Source organism: Falsiroseomonas sp. (assembly GCF_030695085.1).
Lineage (GTDB): Bacteria > Pseudomonadota > Alphaproteobacteria > Acetobacterales > Acetobacteraceae > Falsiroseomonas.
Genome location: NZ_JAUYTS010000240.1, coordinates 1 through 16,348, shown reverse-complemented (window position 1 = coordinate 16,348; position 16,348 = coordinate 1). Strand labels below are relative to the sequence as shown.

16 protein-coding genes and 1 tRNA gene are annotated in these 16,348 nt (G+C 68.9%); 4 read left to right on the top strand and 13 right to left on the bottom strand.

Features of this window, described 5'->3' with window-relative positions; translation table 11 throughout:
- From Q8S40_RS25125 to dusB, 4 genes are all read right to left on the bottom strand, one after another.
- The coding region (locus tag Q8S40_RS25125) for a PAS domain-containing sensor histidine kinase (protein ID WP_305672603.1) at positions 1–2,079 on the bottom strand (2,079 nt) is incomplete at its 3' end.
- 46 nt (positions 2,080–2,125) lie between these two features.
- Positions 2,126–3,586 (bottom strand): nitrogen regulation protein NR(I), encoded by a 1,461-nt coding sequence (gene ntrC / locus Q8S40_RS25120; protein ID WP_304810326.1) that lies wholly within the window; start codon positions 3,584–3,586, stop codon positions 2,126–2,128.
- On the bottom strand, positions 3,583–4,737 hold the full coding sequence (locus tag Q8S40_RS25115; protein ID WP_305672602.1) for a nitrogen regulation protein NR(II): 1,155 nt from the start codon (positions 4,735–4,737) through the stop codon (positions 3,583–3,585). Before Q8S40_RS25115 ends, ntrC begins: the two co-directional genes overlap by 4 nt.
- The gene (gene dusB, locus Q8S40_RS25110; RefSeq protein ID WP_305672601.1) at positions 4,734–5,783 is read right to left on the bottom strand and encodes a tRNA dihydrouridine synthase DusB; all 1,050 of its coding nucleotides are present in this window, start codon (positions 5,781–5,783) and stop codon (positions 4,734–4,736) included. Before dusB ends, Q8S40_RS25115 begins: the two co-directional genes overlap by 4 nt.
- A gap of 131 nt (positions 5,784–5,914) precedes the next feature.
- On the opposite strand from dusB, the gene Q8S40_RS25105 reads away from it, so the two are divergent.
- Entirely contained in the window at positions 5,915–7,060 is a 1,146-nt protein-coding gene (locus tag Q8S40_RS25105) for a bifunctional 2-C-methyl-D-erythritol 4-phosphate cytidylyltransferase/2-C-methyl-D-erythritol 2,4-cyclodiphosphate synthase (RefSeq protein WP_305672600.1), read from the top strand.
- 3 nt (positions 7,061–7,063) lie between these two features.
- Here Q8S40_RS25105 and Q8S40_RS25100 read toward each other — a convergent pair whose 3' ends face one another.
- The 8 genes from Q8S40_RS25100 to Q8S40_RS25065 form a co-directional block, all read right to left on the bottom strand.
- Positions 7,064–8,230, bottom strand: a complete 1,167-nt coding sequence (locus tag Q8S40_RS25100; protein ID WP_305672599.1) for an acetyl-CoA acetyltransferase — start codon at positions 8,228–8,230, stop codon at positions 7,064–7,066.
- 120 nt (positions 8,231–8,350) lie between these two features.
- A complete protein-coding gene (locus tag Q8S40_RS25095) occupies positions 8,351–9,148 on the bottom strand; it encodes an enoyl-CoA hydratase/isomerase family protein (protein WP_305672598.1) in 798 nt (265 codons plus the stop codon).
- A gap of 68 nt (positions 9,149–9,216) precedes the next feature.
- Positions 9,217–9,903, bottom strand: coding sequence for a serine O-acetyltransferase (gene cysE, locus Q8S40_RS25090; RefSeq protein WP_305672597.1), 687 nt, complete (start codon positions 9,901–9,903; stop codon positions 9,217–9,219).
- Between the two features lie 6 nt (positions 9,904–9,909).
- On the bottom strand, positions 9,910–10,911 hold the full coding sequence (locus tag Q8S40_RS25085; RefSeq protein WP_305672596.1) for a cysteine synthase A: 1,002 nt from the start codon (positions 10,909–10,911) through the stop codon (positions 9,910–9,912).
- A 5-nt stretch (positions 10,912–10,916) separates the two neighbouring features.
- The gene (locus Q8S40_RS25080; protein WP_304810342.1) at positions 10,917–11,549 is read right to left on the bottom strand and encodes a peroxiredoxin; all 633 of its coding nucleotides are present in this window, start codon (positions 11,547–11,549) and stop codon (positions 10,917–10,919) included.
- 281 nt (positions 11,550–11,830) lie between these two features.
- Entirely contained in the window at positions 11,831–12,184 is a 354-nt protein-coding gene (locus tag Q8S40_RS25075) for an H-NS histone family protein (protein ID WP_305672595.1), read from the bottom strand.
- A gap of 623 nt (positions 12,185–12,807) precedes the next feature.
- A tRNA-Arg gene (locus tag Q8S40_RS25070) sits at positions 12,808–12,884 on the bottom strand.
- 10 nt (positions 12,885–12,894) lie between these two features.
- Positions 12,895–13,221 (bottom strand): NADH dehydrogenase ubiquinone Fe-S protein 4, encoded by a 327-nt coding sequence (locus Q8S40_RS25065; RefSeq protein ID WP_304810346.1) that lies wholly within the window; start codon positions 13,219–13,221, stop codon positions 12,895–12,897.
- Positions 13,222–13,380: 159 nt separating this feature from the next.
- Between Q8S40_RS25065 and Q8S40_RS25060 the strand changes: the two genes are divergently transcribed.
- The 3 genes from Q8S40_RS25060 (at position 13,381) to Q8S40_RS25050 (ending at position 15,381) form a co-directional block, all read left to right on the top strand.
- On the top strand, positions 13,381–14,277 hold the full coding sequence (locus Q8S40_RS25060; protein WP_305672594.1) for a DUF4239 domain-containing protein: 897 nt from the start codon (positions 13,381–13,383) through the stop codon (positions 14,275–14,277).
- Positions 14,278–14,303: 26 nt separating this feature from the next.
- Entirely contained in the window at positions 14,304–14,618 is a 315-nt protein-coding gene (gene sugE, locus Q8S40_RS25055) for a quaternary ammonium compound efflux SMR transporter SugE (protein WP_304810350.1), read from the top strand.
- Positions 14,619–14,679: 61 nt separating this feature from the next.
- Positions 14,680–15,381 (top strand): isochorismatase family protein, encoded by a 702-nt coding sequence (locus Q8S40_RS25050; protein WP_304810352.1) that lies wholly within the window; start codon positions 14,680–14,682, stop codon positions 15,379–15,381.
- On the opposite strand, the gene Q8S40_RS25045 is transcribed toward Q8S40_RS25050, so the two are convergent.
- Positions 15,382–16,348, bottom strand: a 967-nt coding sequence (locus Q8S40_RS25045; protein ID WP_305672593.1) for a nitrile hydratase subunit alpha, incomplete at its 5' end; no start/stop codon positions are given.

Here is a 16,348-nt window from a genome sequence, read left to right as displayed (position 1 = left end):
GATGGCAAGGCCGAGGCCCGTGCCCTTCGCCTTATGGGTGACATACGGTTCCGTGAGCCGCGCGCGATCCTCGCCATCCGGCAGGCCGACGCCATCATCCTCCACCACCACGGCGAAACCTTCCGGCACGGGTTCGACCCGCAGGCCGATATGCGCCTTCTCGCCTTCCTCGCGCGGCACCGCGGCCACCGCATCCGCCGCGTTCTGCAGGAGATTGGTCAGCGCCTGGCCGATCAGGCGGCGGTCCATGGGCAGTTGCGGCAGGTTGCCTGGGATGGCCGTCTCGTAGCGGATTTCGGGGTGTGCCCCCTGCTGCAGCACCAGCGCCTCCCGCACCACCTGGTCCAGGCGGTCCGGCCGGATGACGGGCTGCGGCATGCGAGCGAAGGCCGAGAATTCATCCACCATGCGGCCGATATCGCCCACCTGGCGCACGATGGTGTCCGTCAGCATCCGGAAGGTGTCGGGGTCGCTCGCGATCTCCTTCAGGTATTTGCGCTTCAGCCGCTCCGCCGACAGCATGATGGGGGTCAGCGGGTTCTTGATCTCATGCGCGATGCGGCGCGCCACATCGGCCCAGGCGGCCTTGCGCTGGGCCGATTGCAGCTCCGTGATGTCGTCGAAGGTCAGCACGAAGCCGGCGACGCGGCCCGGCTGGCCCTCGGCGCCGATGCGCGCGATCAGCATGCGGCGATGCGCCGGCGGGCCGATCGGGATTTCGGCGGTGCGGACCCGATCCGGCTGGCCGCGCGCCTCCGCCACCAGGGCGGAGAATTCGGGCGCGATGCCGGCCAGCGGCAGGCCGATGGCGGCATCCAGATCGACGCCGAGCAACTCGCTGGCGGTGCGGTTCGGCAGGTTGATGCGGCCTTCCGCATCCAGCCCGACCACGCCGGCCGAGACGCCGGACAGCACGGTTTCGGTGAAGCGGCGGCGTTCGTCGATCTGCCGGTAGGCCTCCATCAGCTCGCCCCGCTGGGCCGAGAGCTGGCTGGTCATGCGGTTGAAGGCACGGGACAGGCTGGCAAGCTCGTCATCCTGCGTGCCTTCCTCCACTCGCGTGGTCAGATCGCCAGCGCGGACCCGTTCGGCCGCGGTGATCAGGCGGGAGATCGGGCGGGCCATCTGGTTGGCGAAAAGCAGCCCCACCAGCACCGCGGCCAGCAGCACCAGCAGCGCCGCGCAGGCGAAGATCAGCGCGAAGGTGATCTGCAGGCTGCCGCGGTTGCGGTCGAGCTGGTCATATTCCTGGAAGGCGAGTTCCGTGGTCCGCATATGGTCCAGCACGCTGGCATCCAGCGGCCGCCCGATCAGCAGCAGCAGGCCGGGCGGGATATCGAGGCTGGTCACGGCGCGCACGCGGGCGGCCGTTTCGCCGGGCACCACCGCCACCTCCCCCTGCCGCACCTGTTCCAGCGCCCAGCCGGGCGGCGGCTCGATCATCGCGCCGGGGGTGAAGCCCGCGGCGGCCATGACGCGGCCGAGGGTAGGCTCGAAGACCACCGCCTCGGTCAGCCCGCGGATCGAGGTCTGGGTCGCCAGCAGGCGCTCGAAGGCCGGCATGTTGTCGGGCAGGAAGACCTGGGCGGCGCGGTTGAGGTCGGCGGCCATGGCCAGGGCATCGACGCGGATCTCGTCCCGGTGCTGGTCCATCCAGGCGCGGGACGCCACCAGCGAGGCCTCCAGAGTCGATCGCACCCGGTCGCTGAACCAGGCCTGGTTCCCGAGGGTGAAGTACACCGCCGCAAAGGCCGCGACGATCAGCGCCGGCACCACGGCGACGCCGCCGAACAGCGTCACCAGCCGCACATGCAGACGGGCGCCGGCACTGCCACGGCGCCGTTCCGCCCAGACGCGCACCAGGCGGGAGACCAGCGAGGCCGCCAGCAGCAGCAGCACGCCGGCATTGCACAGCACCACGGCGACGATCTGCCCCGGGCTGGTCGGCCCGAAGGGGCTGCCACCGGCCAGCAGCACGAAGGTCGCGATGCCGAGCAGCACGGCCGTCATCGCCAGGCCGAGCGTGGTGGCGCGGCCGAAGAAAATGTCGCCGATCCGCCGCCAGACCAATGCCGTCACGCCCTTCTTGTTTGGACAGACACCATAGCGCGGCGCGCGCGAAAGGTCAGGGCAGGCCCCGCACCACCGGCAGGTCCAGCTCCCGCAGCTTCTTCCGCAGCGTGTTGCGGTTCAGCCCGAGCATGGCCGCGGCCTTGATCTGGTTGCCGCGGGTGGCTGACAGCGCCAGGCGCAGCAGGGGCCGCTCCACCTCCGCCAGCACCCGGTCATACAGGTCACGGATCGGCATGCCGTCCTTATGCGCGGACATGAAGCCGGCCAGATGCCGCTCCACCGCCTGTTCCAGCGTCTCCGGCGCGCGGGGGCCTTCCTCCGGCGGGGCGGCGGCCTCCGCCAGTTCGGAGCCGACGGCATCGGCGCCGATGATCTCCTGCGGATACAGCGCCGCCATCCGGCGCATCAGGTTTTCCAGCTCGCGCGCATTGCCCGGCCAGGCATGCTGCTTCAGCCGGTCCATCGCCCCCTGGTCGAGCTGCTTCTGCGGCAGCCCGGCGGCGCGGGCGCGCTCCAGGAAGTGGCGCGCCAGCAGGGGAATATCCTCCAGCCGTTCCCGCAACGGGGGCAGCCGGATCGGCACCACATTGAGGCGGTAGAACAGATCCTCGCGGAACATGCCGCCGCGGATGGATTGCCGCAGGTCGCGATGCGTCGCCGCGACGATGCGGACATTGGCCTTGATCGGCTGGCGGCCGCCGACGGTGGTGAACTCGCCCTCCTGCAGCACGCGCAGCAGCCGGGTCTGCGCCTCGGAGGGCATGTCGCCGATCTCGTCGAGGAACAGCGTGCCGCCGGCCGCTTGCTCGAAGCGCCCGACGCCGCGGTTCAGCGCGCCGGTGAAGGCGCCGCGTTCATGACCGAACAACTCCGATTCAATCAGCTCGCGCGGAATCGCGGCCATGTTGATGGCGACGAAGGGGCCACTGCGGCGGCGGCCGTAGTCATGCAGCGCCCGGGCGACAAGCTCCTTGCCGGTGCCGGATTCGCCCGTGATCATCACGGTCAGGTCGGTGGTGGTGAGGCGGGCGACCGTCCGGTAGATCTCCTGCATGGCGGCCGAGCGACCAACCAGCGGCAAACGCTCCTCCGGCTCCTCCGCCTCGGCCACCGAGGGCTGGCTCGGCGCCGCCAGGGCGCGGCCAACGACGGCCAGCAATTCCTTCAGATCGAAGGGCTTGGGCAGATAATCGAAGGCGCCGCGCTGGGTCGCCTTCAGCGCGGTCGAGAAGGTGGATTGCGCGGACATCACCACAACGCGCAGATCGGGCCGCACCCGGCGGATGCGCGGCACCAGGTCCAGACCATTCTCATCCGGCATGATCACATCGGTGATCACCAGGTCACCTTCCCCATCCTCCACCCAGCGCCACAAGGTGGCGGCGGAAGATGTTGCGCGGACATGGTAGCCCGACCGTCCAAGTGCCTGGGACAGAACGGTTCGGATCGCCCGGTCGTCATCGGCGATCAGGATGGTCCGGGTGGTGGCGGAGACCGCGGCAACGTCATTCATGCGGCAACTCCGGTTCGGCGGGGATTGGGCGGCGGGACGGGCAGGGACAGGCGGAAGGCGGTGCGGCCGGGGCGCGTATCGCATTCAATCAACGCGCCCTGGTCGGCCACCAGCTTGGCGACGAGGGCCAGGCCAAGCCCCTGCCCGCCCCGCTTCGTCGTGACGAAAGGCTCGAACAGCGTGGCGCGGACCTGATCCGGAATGCCGGGGCCATTGTCCCGCACCACGACCTGCAAGGGCAGGTCCACCCGTTCCTGGCTGCCGGGGACCGCGATGCGGACGCCGTGGTGGTAGCCGGTGCCGAGCCAAATCTCCCCATCACGTGAATCAACGGCTTCTGCCGCGTTCTTCACCAAATTCAGCAGGATCTGGATCAACAGGTCCCGGTTGCCCCAGACCGGCGGCAGGGACGGATCGTATTCCTGGTGGATCTTCAGATGCGCCGCGAAGCCGGACAGCGCGATGCGGCGGACATGGTCCAGCACCTCATGGATGTTCACCTCGGCCTGTTCCACCGGGCGTTCGGAGAACATGTCCATCCGCTCCACCAGGTTGCGGATGCGGTCCACCTCGTCCTGGATCAGCAGGCACAATTCCCGGTCGCCCTCGCTGGCGCCCTGTTCCAGAAGCTGGGCCGCGCCGCGGATGCCGGAAAGCGGGTTCTTGACTTCGTGGGCGAGCATAGCGGCCATGGCGGAGGCGCTGCGCGCGGCGCCGCGGAAATTCAACTGGCGGTCCAGCATCTGCGCGGTGGAGCCATCCTGCAGCGTCAGCACGACCCCACCCGGCATTTCCGGCAGCGGCGCGCCATGGGCGGCCACGCCGAGGCGTCGCAGCCTGGGGCTTTCCAGCGCCAGATCGTGGTCCGAAACCGGCGCATCATGCAGTCGCACCTGCGCCAGCATGGCGAAAAGCCGGTGGTCGCCGGGCAGCAATTCGCGCAGCGAATGGGCCTGCAGCGAGGCGGCCGAGTGCTGGAAGAACAGCTCCGCCGCCGGGTTGGCGAAGCGGAAGCGGTCCTCCGCATCCAGCACCACGGCGGCGATCGGCAGGGCGCCCAGCACCGCCACGGAATCCGGCAGGGCCACCGGTGCGGCCGGCAGCGGCAGACGCAGCGCGCGGGCGGCGCGGGTCAGGGCGGTGGCCCTCATGCGGCCAGCCGCTCCTCGGTGCCGCGTTCGATCAGAGGCAGGTAGAACCGGTCGATCAGCGCCAGCACAGCCTCAACTGAATCCGTGCGATTGACCTCCGCTCGGAACTCAGCCGATCCGTGCAGGCCTTTGGAATACCAGGATACGTGCTTGCGTGCGAGGCGCATGCCCGGGTCGCGGCCATGGTGGTCCAGCATGGCGTGGTAATGCGCCAGCAGGGTCCGGTATTGGGTGATGAGGTCCGGCTCCGGCGGCAGGATGCCGGTGGCCAGGTAGTCGGCCACCTGCTTCGGCAGCCAGGGGCGCCCATAGCAGCCGCGGCCGATCATCACGCCATCCGCGCCGGATTGCCGCAGGGCCTCAGCGGCGTCCTGCGGGGTCAGGATGTCGCCATTGACGATGACCGGGAGGTCCACCGCCGCCTTCACCTGCGCGACGAAGGCCCAATCCGCCGTGCCGTTGTAGAACATCTGCCGGGTGCGGCCATGTACCGTGACCATGCGGATGCCGCATTCCTGGGCGATGCGCGCCAGCTTCGGCGCGTTCAGCGACTGATGGTCCCAGCCCATCCGCATCTTCAGCGTGACGGGGACCGAGACTGCCTTCACCACCGCCTCCAGAATTCGCGCCGCGCCGATCTCATCGCGCATCAGCGCGGAGCCGGCGGATTGGCCGAGCGCCACCTTCTTCACCGGGCAGCCGAAATTGATGTCCACGATGCTGGCGCCATGCTGCACCACCAGCTTCGCCGCCTCCGCCATCACCGCCGGGTCGCAGCCGGCCAATTGGGTGGAGGACCCGGCGCCATCGACCTCCACCATCTTCAGCGTGGTCCGATTTTCCCGCACCATGGCGTTGGAGGCGATCATCTCGCTCACCACCAGCCCGGTGCCCTGGGCGCGGGCCAGGCGCCGGAAGGGCAGGTCCGTGACGCCGGACATCGGCGCCAGGATCACCGGCGTCTGGATCACCACACCGCCAAGGTCGATCGGGCGCAGCCGGCTCATGCCGCCATGTGGGTCGGTCGAAGGGATGGTGATGCTCATGATTTGGGCAAGATAAGGGGCGTCACGCCTTTCGGCAATGCGAAGCATGTGGCCTGCCGCTGGGATGCCACTTATTCCGGCACTGCGTGCACCCCTGGGCCGATGCCAGGCCCTCGGCTAGTTTCCAGCCCATGCAATGCATCGCCCTTCTGATGGCCGCGGGCAGCGGCAGCCGCTTCGGCGCCGACCGACCCAAGCAGTTCCTGACCCTGGCCGGCAAGCCGGTGCTGCGCCATGCCGCGGAAGCGCTGCTGCGCGACGGTGGGGTGGACGCCATCCTGCCCGTCTGCGCGGCGGATTCGCTCGGCCTGGTCGCCGCCATGCTGGAAGGCCTGCCCTGCCTGCCCCCCATCGCCGGCGGCGCCACCCGCCAGGACAGCGTGCGCGCGGGGCTGGAGGCGCTGGCGGCCAAGCCCCCTGCCCTGGTGCTGGTGCATGACGCGGCCCGCCCGGTGGTCCCGCCCGGCACCATCGCCGCCCTGCGCACCGCCCTGGCCGCCCATCCGGGCGCCATTCCCGCCCAGCCGGTGACGGATACGCTGAAGCGCGGCGCCCATGGCCGCATCGAATCCACGGTGCCCCGCGCCGGCCTGTTCCGCGCCCAGACGCCCCAGGCCTTCCGCTACCCCGACCTGCTGGCCGCGCATCGCGCCGCGACGGCGGAGGCGACGGATGACGCGCAGCTTCTGGAAGCCGCCGGGATGGCGGTGGCGCTGGTGCCGGGGCACGAGCAGAACATCAAGATCACCTGGCCGGAAGACCTGGCCCGCATGGAGGCCGCCCTGACCCCCAACTTGATCCCGCGCGTCGGCACCGGCTTCGACGTGCATCGCCTGGTGCCCGGCCGCCCCATGGTGCTGTGCGGCGTCACCATCCCCGGCCCGATGGGGCTGGACGGCCATTCGGATGCCGATGTCGGCCTGCACGCGCTGTGCGATGCGATCTATGGCGCGCTGGCGGAAGGCGATATCGGCCGCTGGTTCCCGCCGAGTGAAGCGCGGTGGAAGGATGCCGACAGCGCCCGCTTCCTGACCCACGCCGCCGGCCGCATCGCCGCCCGTGGCGGGGTGCTGGCGAATGCGGATGTGACGCTGATCTGCGAGCGCCCGAAGATCACCCCGCATGCCACGGCGATGCGGGAGCGCCTTGCCGCCCTGCTCGGCGCGCCGCTGGACCGCATTTCCGTCAAGGCGACCACCACGGAACGCCTGGGTTTTCCCGGTCGCGGCGAGGGCATTGCCGCCCAGGCCGCCGTCTGCATCCTGGTCCCGGCCTGAGCGCTACCCGACGCGCTCCAGAATGGAGCAGTAATTCGCCACCGCGGCGCCGCCCATGTTGAACACCCCGGCGCGGTCCGCCTTCGGCAATTGCATGTCGCCCGCCGTGCCGGTGAGCTGCATCGCCGCCAGCACATGCATGGAAACCCCGGTGGCGCCGATCGGGTGGCCCTTGGATTTCAGACCGCCGGAGGGGTTCACCGGCAGGCGGCCATCCTTGGCGGTCCAGCCCTCCAGCGCGGCGCGGGCACCCTGCCCCTCCGGCACCAGGCCCATCGCCTCGTATTCGATGAGCTCCGCCACGGTGAAGCAGTCATGCGTCTCGACGAATGACAGGTCGGACAGTGCCATTCCGGCCTGGCCGAGCGCCTGGCCCCAGGCGGCGCGCGCCCCCTCGAAGCGGATCACGTCGCGCTGCGCGATGGGCATCAAATCCGTCGCCTGCACCGCGGCGCGGAAGCGCACCGCCTTGGCCATGCCGCGCGCCGTTTCCTCATCGGCCAGGATCAGCGCGGCGGCGCCATCGGAGACCAGCGAGCAATCGGTGCGCTTCAGCGGCGGGGCGACGAAGGGATTTCTTTCAGATTCAGCGCGGCAGAAGGCGAAGCCGAGGTCCTTCCGCATCTGCGCATAGGGGTTCGCCACCCCGTTCTTGTGGTTCTTGGCCGCAATCGCGGCCAGCGCGTCGGATTGGTCGCCATGGCGCTGGAAATAGCTTTCGGCGATGCGGCCGAAGACGCCGGCGAAGCCCGCCGGAATCTCGCCCTCGTCCTTGCGGTAGGACGCACCCAGCAGGATGTCGCCGATCTGCGGCCCCGGTGTTGCCGTCATCTTCTCCGCCCCCACCACCAGGGCGAAGCGGCCGCGCCCGGCGGCCAGGAAATCCAGCGCGCCATGGATGGCAGCGGAGCCGGTGGCGCAGGCATTCTCGTACCGCGTGGTCGGCTTGAAACGCAGTTCCGGCACCGATTGCAGCAGCAGGGAGGCGAAGAAATCCTGCTTCGAGAAGCCACCATTGAAGACACCGACGAAGGCACCATCGACCTCCGCCGCGCCGATCCCCGCATCCTCGATCGCGGCGCGGGCGACGCGGCCGAACAGGCTCTCGATATCCGGGTCATCGAGTTTGCCGAAGGGCGTATGCGCCCAGCCGATGATGCAGGCGGTCATGGCGGCTTCTCCCTGTCCTGGAGTCTGTCAGGCGCAGATAGAAGCGCCTGACAGACTCTAGCCTATTGTTTTATCGTGTGATTCACGTCTTTCGGCGATTCCGCCTCAGACGATCACACTCTAACTCAACATCCAGCTCGGCTTGCGGCGCTGCTTGAAGCTGGCGATGCCCTCCTCGGCCTCCGGGCTGGCGGCGCGGCGGGCGAAGCTCTGGGCGCCGGCCTCGGCATAGGCGGGCGGCGAAACCGGACCGAGGGCGGCAAGCAGCGCCTTGGTCTCCGCCAGCGCACCGGGGGCGCCCTGGAGGATATCCGCGATGGTCGCCTGCACGGCCGCTTCCAGCGCCGCCGCATCCGGCAGAACCTGATGGATCAACCCGGTACGCGCGGCTTCCTCGGCCTCCATCACATGGCCTTGCAGGCACAGCCGCGCGGCCTCGCTCCGCCCCATCCGGCGCACCAGCCAGGGCAGGATCTGCGCCGGCACCAGCCCGCGCCGCACCTCGGGCGCGGAAAAGCGGGCATCGGCGGATGCGAGGCAGATATCGGCGGAGGTCACGAAGCCCAGCCCGCCGGCATAGGCCGCGCCCTGCACCGCCGCGATCACCACCTGGGGCAGTTCCGCGATGGCGGCGAAGCGGGCGCCGGTCTTCTGGTTGCGGGCCTGCTGGCGGGCCAGCTTGTCTTCCGGCGATTCGACGGCGCCGACCTCCGTCAGATCCAGCCCGGCGCAGAAATGGCCGCCGGCGCCCGAGATCACCAGGACGCGGATGCTGGTATCTGCCTTCAGTTCCGCCAGCAGCCTGTCCAGCGCCTCCACCAGCGCCTGGCTCATGGCGTTGCGGCGATGCGGGCGGTTCAGCACGGCACGCACCACCGGTCCGTCCCTGGTCACCAGAACGGGGTTTTCCTCGGTCATGCGCGGCGTTTCCTTATCCCGTGAGGGGCCGAAGGCTCGTCCCAGGGCCGGGCAGCGTCAAGCCGGGGTCAGACTCCCTGGCATTCTCCCTCCCTGGCCCCCTCCCGCTGCTGCGTCCGCAACGCGGCCATCTCGCTGCGCAGCGCGACCAGCTCCGCCCGCAGCGCGGCGATTTGTTCGCCCACCGGGTCCTCATCCACGGCAGCGCCCAGGCCATAGCCGATCGAGGGGTCCTGGCAGGGTTGCCCGCGGGGTGGGCGGGCCGGAATGCCGACCACGGTGCAGCCCGGCGCCACCGGCGCCACCACCACCGCATTGGCGCCAACCCGCGCGCCACGCCCGATCCGGATCGGACCCAGCACCTGCGCGCCGGCACCGATGGTGACCTGGTTCTCCAGCGTCGGGTGCCGCTTGCCCGGCTGGCCGGAGAGCCCGCCGAGGGTCACGCCGTGATAGATCAGCACGTCATCGCCGATCTCGGCCGTCTCGCCGATCACCACGCCCATGCCGTGGTCGATGAACAGGCGCCGGCCGATCCGGGCGCCGGGATGGATCTCGATGCCCGTCAGCCAGCGCGCCAGATGCGAGGAAAACCGCGCCGCGGCCGGCAGGCCGAGTCGCCAAAGCCCATGCGACAGCCTGTGCCACAGCACCGCGTGCAGCCCGGCGTAGCACAGCATCGCCTCCGCCCAGCTCGGCCGCGCCGGGTCGCGGGCGCGGATGGTGCGGGCCAGCTCCATGATCTCGAGCGCCATCGGCGGTCACTCCAGCCAGGGCGGCGTGGGCAGGCCACGCTCGCGCAGGAAGCCAGGATTGAACAGCTTGGATTGGTAGCGCGCGGCGCCATCGCACAGGATGGTCACCACGGTGTGCCCGGGCCCGAGGTCGCGCGCCACGCGGATGGCGGCGGCCACATTCAGCCCGGCGCTGCCGCCGACCGAAATGCCCTCATGCGCCTGCAGGTCGAAGACCTGCTCCAGCATCTCGGGGTCCTCGATGCGGATGGCGTCGTCGATCAACTCGCGCGCCTGGGCGAGGTTGCCGGGGGCGCGGGCGGCCTGGCCGATGCCTTCGGTGATGGAGGTGCCCTCGGCCCGGGGCGTGCCGGTCTTCACCCAGTCCAGCAGGCCGGAGCCGCCGGGATCGGCCAGCACGATCCGCACGCCGGGCTTGCGCGCCTTCAACGCGCGGGCCACGCCGGCCAGCGTGCCGCCGGTGCCGCAGGCGCAGGTGAAGGCATCCACGCGGCCGCCGGTCTGGTTCCAGATTTCGGGACCGGTGGTTTCCTCATGCGCTTGGGCGTTGGCCAGATTGTCGAACTGGTTGGCCCAGACGGCGCCCTGCTCCTCCGCCAGCCGTTTCGAGACGTGGACGTAATTGCCCGGATCGCTGAACGGCTTGGCCGGAATCGCGCGCAGATCGGCGCCGATCATCCGCAGATAGTCCAGCTTTTCCCGCGACTGGGTTTCCGGCACCACAATCACGCTGCGCCAGCCCATGGCATTGGCGGCGAGCGCGATGCCGATACCGGTATTGCCGGCGGTGCCTTCGACGATGGTGCCCGGCTGGCCAGGCACCAGGCGCCCATCCGCCATGGCGGCGCGGAGAATGCCGAGCGCGGCGCGGTCCTTCACGCTGCCGCCCGGGTTCATGAATTCCGCCTTGCCGAGGATTTCGCAGCCGGTGGCTTCCGAGGCACGCCGCAGGCGGATCAGCGGCGTATCGCCGACCGCGCCCCAGAAGCCATCGGCGATGCGCCCCACCGCGGTCAGGCCTTCACCTCGACCCAGCGGAGATAGGGCCGCTCTTCCTCCCACCCCTGCGGGAACAGCGTCTTGGCCTGTTCGTCGGAGATCGAGGGCGGGATGATGGCGCGGTCACCGGGCTGCCAGTTGACCGGGGTGGCCACCTTCTTGCCGTCCGTCATCTGCAGGCTGTCGATCACCCGGATGATCTCATCGAAGTTGCGGCCGGTGCTGGGCGGATAGACCATGAACAGCCGCACCTTCTTCGCCGGGTCGATGACGAAGACGGTCCGCACGGTGATGGCGGGGTCGGCTTCCGGATGCACCATGCCATAGAGCGCGGAGATCTTTTTTTCCGGATCGGCGATCATCGGGAAATTCACCGCATGGCCTTGCGTGTCGGCGATATCCGCCTCCCACCCCGCATGGCGATCGAGATCGTCCACGGAAAGACCGATGATCTTGACACCACGCTTGTCGAATTCCGGCTTGAGGCGCGCGGCCTCGCCCAGTTCCGTGGTGCAGACCGGGGTAAAATCCTTCGGATGGCTGAACAATACGCCCCAGGATTCGCCGAGCCATTCATGGAAGCGGATCCGGCCCTGGGTCGTCTCGGCCTCGAAATCCGGGGCCGTCTGGCCGAGCTGGATTGTCATGGCGTCACCTTCCTCTTTGTCACGGGCCGCCCCGCAGGAGGCCCTCGACAAGACGATAAGGCTATTCCGAAGACCGATTCCAGCCATGCGGCGGCCATCTTCCCGCCCGCCACGGGATCGTGCATGCGTGCGGCACATGGCCGCGGCGCTTGTGTGTTCCCGCGCTGCCGGAAAGGAAAAGAATCTGCCCTGGAGCGCCGCCAGAAAAAAACCTGATGCTGCGCGCTATTTCTGACGGCGCTGTTGCCGCCCCGTTCCGGGGCGGCAGGCGTGTCGGTGCCTCAGGCCAGGAAATCGCCTACGCCCTTGCCCTGGGCCAGCGCCTCGTTCAGCCAGCCAGGGCGGCGCCCGCGGCCGGACCAGGTCTGGCCGAGCGGGCCGCGGTACTTCACGCCGGCCGGCTGTCCGGCATCCTTGCGCGGCTTGCGGGCGCGCGGCGCCGCAGTTTCCGCCGCGCGGCCATAGAGCTCATTCACCGTTACGCCGAGTTCGGCCGCCTTCCGGGAAAACTCCTCCATCAGGGCGATTTTCGCATCCTCCAACTTCTCTTTACGCTTTTCTTCTGCCGCAACGATCAGCGCGGTCAGTTCCGTCACGCTCATCGAATCAAGGTCGAAAGAAGATTTCGTCGCCATGGTGGTGCTTCCTAGCCATAAGTTTCCCATTGCCGATTATTCCGCCGGCGCCGATTCGGCAAGGGCTCATTCCCGTGATCACGCCCTGTTTGGCCCGGCGTTAGCCTTTCGACACAGTTTGTAAACCTGGCGCCCCGCCTATTTGAAACGCGGTGCACTGCGGAATTAGGCGCCTGGATCATCCGATCTGTTCGGAATACAATCGACGCACCGCAACGCCGCGATGCCACATAAATTGGGAATGTGGTCGGCGTTGTTCACGGATGTGGAGATTACAAGGGTCGCGGCGCGGGATGTGACGACCTGGTCCGGCAGCATCTGCGGCATTCCCGGCGGAAGACCCGATTGCCGCGGCGCCAGCGCCGGGCCTCGCGACCAGGGTTGCGCCAATCCTGCAAAGCCAGGGCCTGGGGCGTGCTCCGCGCCAATGGATGGAACTTGCCTCGGGCGGCAGACTGATCCGGCCCGGTATGCAATTCAGTCTCCGGCCCGCCCTATGCGGTGGCGATAAGCGGCAGGCTTCACCGGCGACCGGCCTGGAACACGCCATTGCTCTGGGCACCCCGGACGCAAACGCGGGCTTTGTTTGGAAGGCCTGCGCGGGGCAAAGGCGGCGAAGATGTTGGCGCACCCGGAGGGATTCGAACCCCCGACCAACGGAGTAGAAATCCGATGCTCTATCCAGCTGAGCTACGGGTGCGAAACCAGGGTCAGTGGGACCAGTTCTCGCCGCGGCCGAACTTGAAGTTATCGGCATAGGCCTTCGGCCTGATATCCGCGCGCACCACGGGCGGCATCGCCACCTCATAACGCCAGCCCTGCTGTTCGGCATAGGCGATGGCGGCCTCGGCGGTGGCGAAGCGCAGCTTCACCTGGCCCTTGGTATCGCCCGAACCGGGCCAGCCGGTGAGCGGGTCCAGCCGCTTCGGCTCCGCCGGTGCGAATTCAAGCAGCCATTGCCCGGCGCCGGCGCGGCCGGATTGCATGGCGGATTTCGGCTGGCGGTGGATACGGACAATCTGGCTGTCGCGCGACATGCGGCTGCGGTCTTCCTGCAAAGTCTACGGGCTCGCCGGCCAGCATACACAAAACGATTGCCATTGTCGCCGGGGTGGCGGCGGCTGCGACGGGCGGATCTCCGCTAACCAAGGGTCAAGCCTTGCGCGCCGACACTGCGGCCCCAGCCGGAGGCCGCCTTGTCCACCCCCCTGATCACCCCACCCCTCATGCTGTACGACCTGCCGGAAGCCGCGGTCTATGCGACGTTCATGCTGGGTGCGGCCGCCCTGGCGGCGCTGGCCTGCCGCGCCATCGCCCCTTTGCTGAACCTGCCCGACAACAAGACCCATGTGGACATGGCGCTGCGGACCACCGCCGCCGTGGTTTCCGCCCTCACCCTCACCCTCGCCTTCTGCGCCATCCAGGCCCGCACCCAGCAGGCCGAGGCGCAGCGCGTGGTGGCGGAGGAAGTGGCGGCGATCGGCGGCATGGGGCGGCAGGCGGTGCGGCTGGGGGCGGAGGGGGTGTCCCTGCATGCCGGGCTGGTTGGCTACGTCCGCAGCATCATCGCAGCCGAATTTCCCGACATGGCCCTGAACGGCCGCAATGCGGAGACCCAGCGCCTGGCGGAGGCGCTGGAACATGCCGGCTACGTCACCGCCGCCGGCCTCACGGATGTCATGGCGCAAGACCTGCTGCAGAACCTGGAGCAGTTGGACACGGCGCGAGAGGAACGCCTGCGCCATGCGGAGGATGCGCTGCCGGGCGCCTTCTGGACCCTGATCCGCCTGCTGATGCTGCTGCTTCTGGCCACCGGCGCGCTGTACCCGCCGAAGCCGCATGTGCTGCTGATGCTGGCGATCCAGGCCGCCGGCGTGGCGGCGCTGGTGGCCTTCGTTTTCCTGATGGACCGGCCCTTCCGCGGGCAGATCGCGGTCTCCTCCGCGCCCTACCAGGCCATGCTGGTGAACCTGACGCATCGTGCGGAGGTGGCATCTGCCGTCAGGCGCGGGCTGCTGGCGGCCCAGCCGCCCCAGCCGTCGTCGGATACGGCGCGGCTCGCGGCAGATGACCCGGCGCCCGTGACGCCCTAAACACCTCCTATTCATGGAGGGTCCTCATGGCGTGGGTCTATCTGGTCTTGGCCGGGTTGATGGAGATCGGCTGGGCAATGGGGCTGAAGCAGACCCAGGGCTTCACCCGGCTCTGGCCCTCCGTGCTGACCATCGGCGCCATGGCGGTCAGCTTCTGGTTCCTGGCGCTGGCGCTGAAGGCGCTGCCGATCGGCACCGCCTATGCGATCTGGACCGGGATCGGCGCGGTCGGCACCGCCTTCTTCGGCATCTGGCTGCTGGGCGAGTCGGCGAATCTGGGGCGGCTGGCCGGCATCGCGCTGATCCTGAGCGGGATCGTTGCGCTGAAGCTGTCTGATTGAGCCACCGCTTGACGCGCGCGCGCCCCTTCGCGACCGTCCCGCGGCAATGGAGGACACGATGATGACCGAAGAACTGGAAAAGCTGGCGAAGTGGCGCGGCTTCGTGCCGGATGATGAGCTGGAGACCTACCGCAAGGGCGGCTTCGCGCGCCGCATCGGCATCGGCCGCCGTCCGGCGCTGCTGAACATCGATACCACCTACATGTTCGTCGATCCGGCCTATTCGCAATGCGGCCGGGAAGACCCGGCGCTGATCGCGGCGCTGACCCGGCTGACCGCGCTGTTCCGGCGCCTCGACCTGCCAATCTACTACAGCCGCCGCGATGACCGCACGCATCCCAGCTATCGCGGCATCTGGAACCTGAAGCTCGGCACCGCGAATGACTACCAGTACAGCCGCGACCCGCGCGCCGATGAATGGCCGGAGGCCTATGCGCCGCGCGAGCAGGACCGGGTGGTGATGAAGAACAAGCCCTCCTGCTTCTTCGCGACGCCGCTGGAGGCCTTCCTGCGCTATGATGAGGTGGACACCGTCATCATCTGCGGCGTTTCCACCAGCGGTTGCGTGCGGGCCGGGGCGATGGACGCCTTCTCCCACAATTTCCGCACCGTGCTGGTGGAGCAGGCCTGCGGCGACCGCAGCCCGAGCGCGCATCGGGCCAACCTGTTCGACCTCGACATGAAGTTCGCCGATGTCGAGAGCCTGGACTATGTCGAGCGCGAATTGGAATCGCGCTTCGCCATGCCGCGCGCGGCGGAGTGACTAAACTTCGGTGACGCCGATCATGCCGTCGCGCGTCACCAGCGTTGCCAGCCGCCCGGCGTCCCAGCCTTCGGTGCCGGCCGGGCGCTTCGGCACCACCAGGTAGCGCAGCTCCGCATTGCTGTCGTGCACGCGCAGCTCCACGCCCGGCGGCAGGGTGGTGCCGAATTCAGCGAGGATGCCGCGCGGGTCCCGCACGGCCCGGGCACGGTAGGCGCGGCTTTTGTACCAGGCGGGTGGGCGGCCGAGGATGCTGCGCGGGTAGCAGGAACACAGCGTGCAGACGACCAGGTGGTGGCGCGTATCCGTGTTGAACAGCGCGGCGAGCTTCGTGCCCGCCGCATCCAGCCCGAGCTCCGCCGCCGCGGCCACCGCATCCTCCGCCAGGCGCTGCGCATAGGCGGCATCGGTCCAGGCGCGCACGACGATGGCGGTGCCGTTATGCGGGCTGCGCGCATCCATCCGCGCAATCTCCTCCCGGATCTCCGCCGCCGTCAGCACGCCCTCGGCCAGCAGCAGGTTCCGCATGGCGACCCCGCGCAGGCGCAGCGGGGAAAGCCGTTCCTCCGCCGCGTCATGGTCTTGCTGATAGGGGTGGTGTTCGTGGTCATGGTCGTGATCATGACCGTGATCGTCGTGCTGGTTGTGGTGCGCTTCCACCACGTCCAGCCCGGCATCGCGCAGGCGCTGTTCCTCCGCCAGCACCGCGGCTTCCGTCACGATGCCCTTCTCGATCAGCAGGCTTGAGAAGGCGAGAATCCAGCGTTCGTAATACGGCATCGCCCAATAGGTCTCGGCGTCGAGCTGCTCCTGCACGCGGCGGCTTTCATCCGTGGTGAACAGGCGGCGCTTCGCATCCGACAGCAGCATGCGGATCGCATCCGCTTCCTTCTCCCAATGCGCCGCCTCATGCTCCGCGCGCGGCACGGGGCCGTCGAAGCGGCCGCCGGCATCGTGCGGCGGATGG

What these genes read in the sequence shown, in the direction of transcription:
- Q8S40_RS25075 (WP_305672595.1), bottom strand. Translation starts at nt 12,184, where the DNA reads ATGGCGACGAAATCTTCTTTCGACCTTGATTCGATGAGCGTGACGGAA.
- Q8S40_RS25115 (WP_305672602.1), bottom strand. Translation starts at nt 4,737, where the DNA reads ATGAGGGCCACCGCCCTGACCCGCGCCGCCCGCGCGCTGCGTCTGCCG.
- Q8S40_RS25095 (WP_305672598.1), bottom strand. Translation starts at nt 9,148, where the DNA reads ATGACCGAGGAAAACCCCGTTCTGGTGACCAGGGACGGACCGGTGGTG.
- Q8S40_RS25065 (WP_304810346.1), bottom strand. Translation starts at nt 13,221, where the DNA reads ATGTCGCGCGACAGCCAGATTGTCCGTATCCACCGCCAGCCGAAATCC.
- cysE (WP_305672597.1), bottom strand. Translation starts at nt 9,903, where the DNA reads ATGGCGCTCGAGATCATGGAGCTGGCCCGCACCATCCGCGCCCGCGAC.
- Q8S40_RS25050 (WP_304810352.1), top strand. Translation starts at nt 14,680, where the DNA reads ATGACCGAAGAACTGGAAAAGCTGGCGAAGTGGCGCGGCTTCGTGCCG.
- Q8S40_RS25100 (WP_305672599.1), bottom strand. Translation starts at nt 8,230, where the DNA reads ATGACCGCCTGCATCATCGGCTGGGCGCATACGCCCTTCGGCAAACTC.
- Q8S40_RS25080 (WP_304810342.1), bottom strand. Translation starts at nt 11,549, where the DNA reads ATGACAATCCAGCTCGGCCAGACGGCCCCGGATTTCGAGGCCGAGACG.
- ntrC (WP_304810326.1), bottom strand. Translation starts at nt 3,586, where the DNA reads ATGAATGACGTTGCCGCGGTCTCCGCCACCACCCGGACCATCCTGATC.
- sugE (WP_304810350.1), top strand. Translation starts at nt 14,304, where the DNA reads ATGGCGTGGGTCTATCTGGTCTTGGCCGGGTTGATGGAGATCGGCTGG.
- Q8S40_RS25105 (WP_305672600.1), top strand. Translation starts at nt 5,915, where the DNA reads ATGCAATGCATCGCCCTTCTGATGGCCGCGGGCAGCGGCAGCCGCTTC.
- dusB (WP_305672601.1), bottom strand. Translation starts at nt 5,783, where the DNA reads ATGAGCATCACCATCCCTTCGACCGACCCACATGGCGGCATGAGCCGG.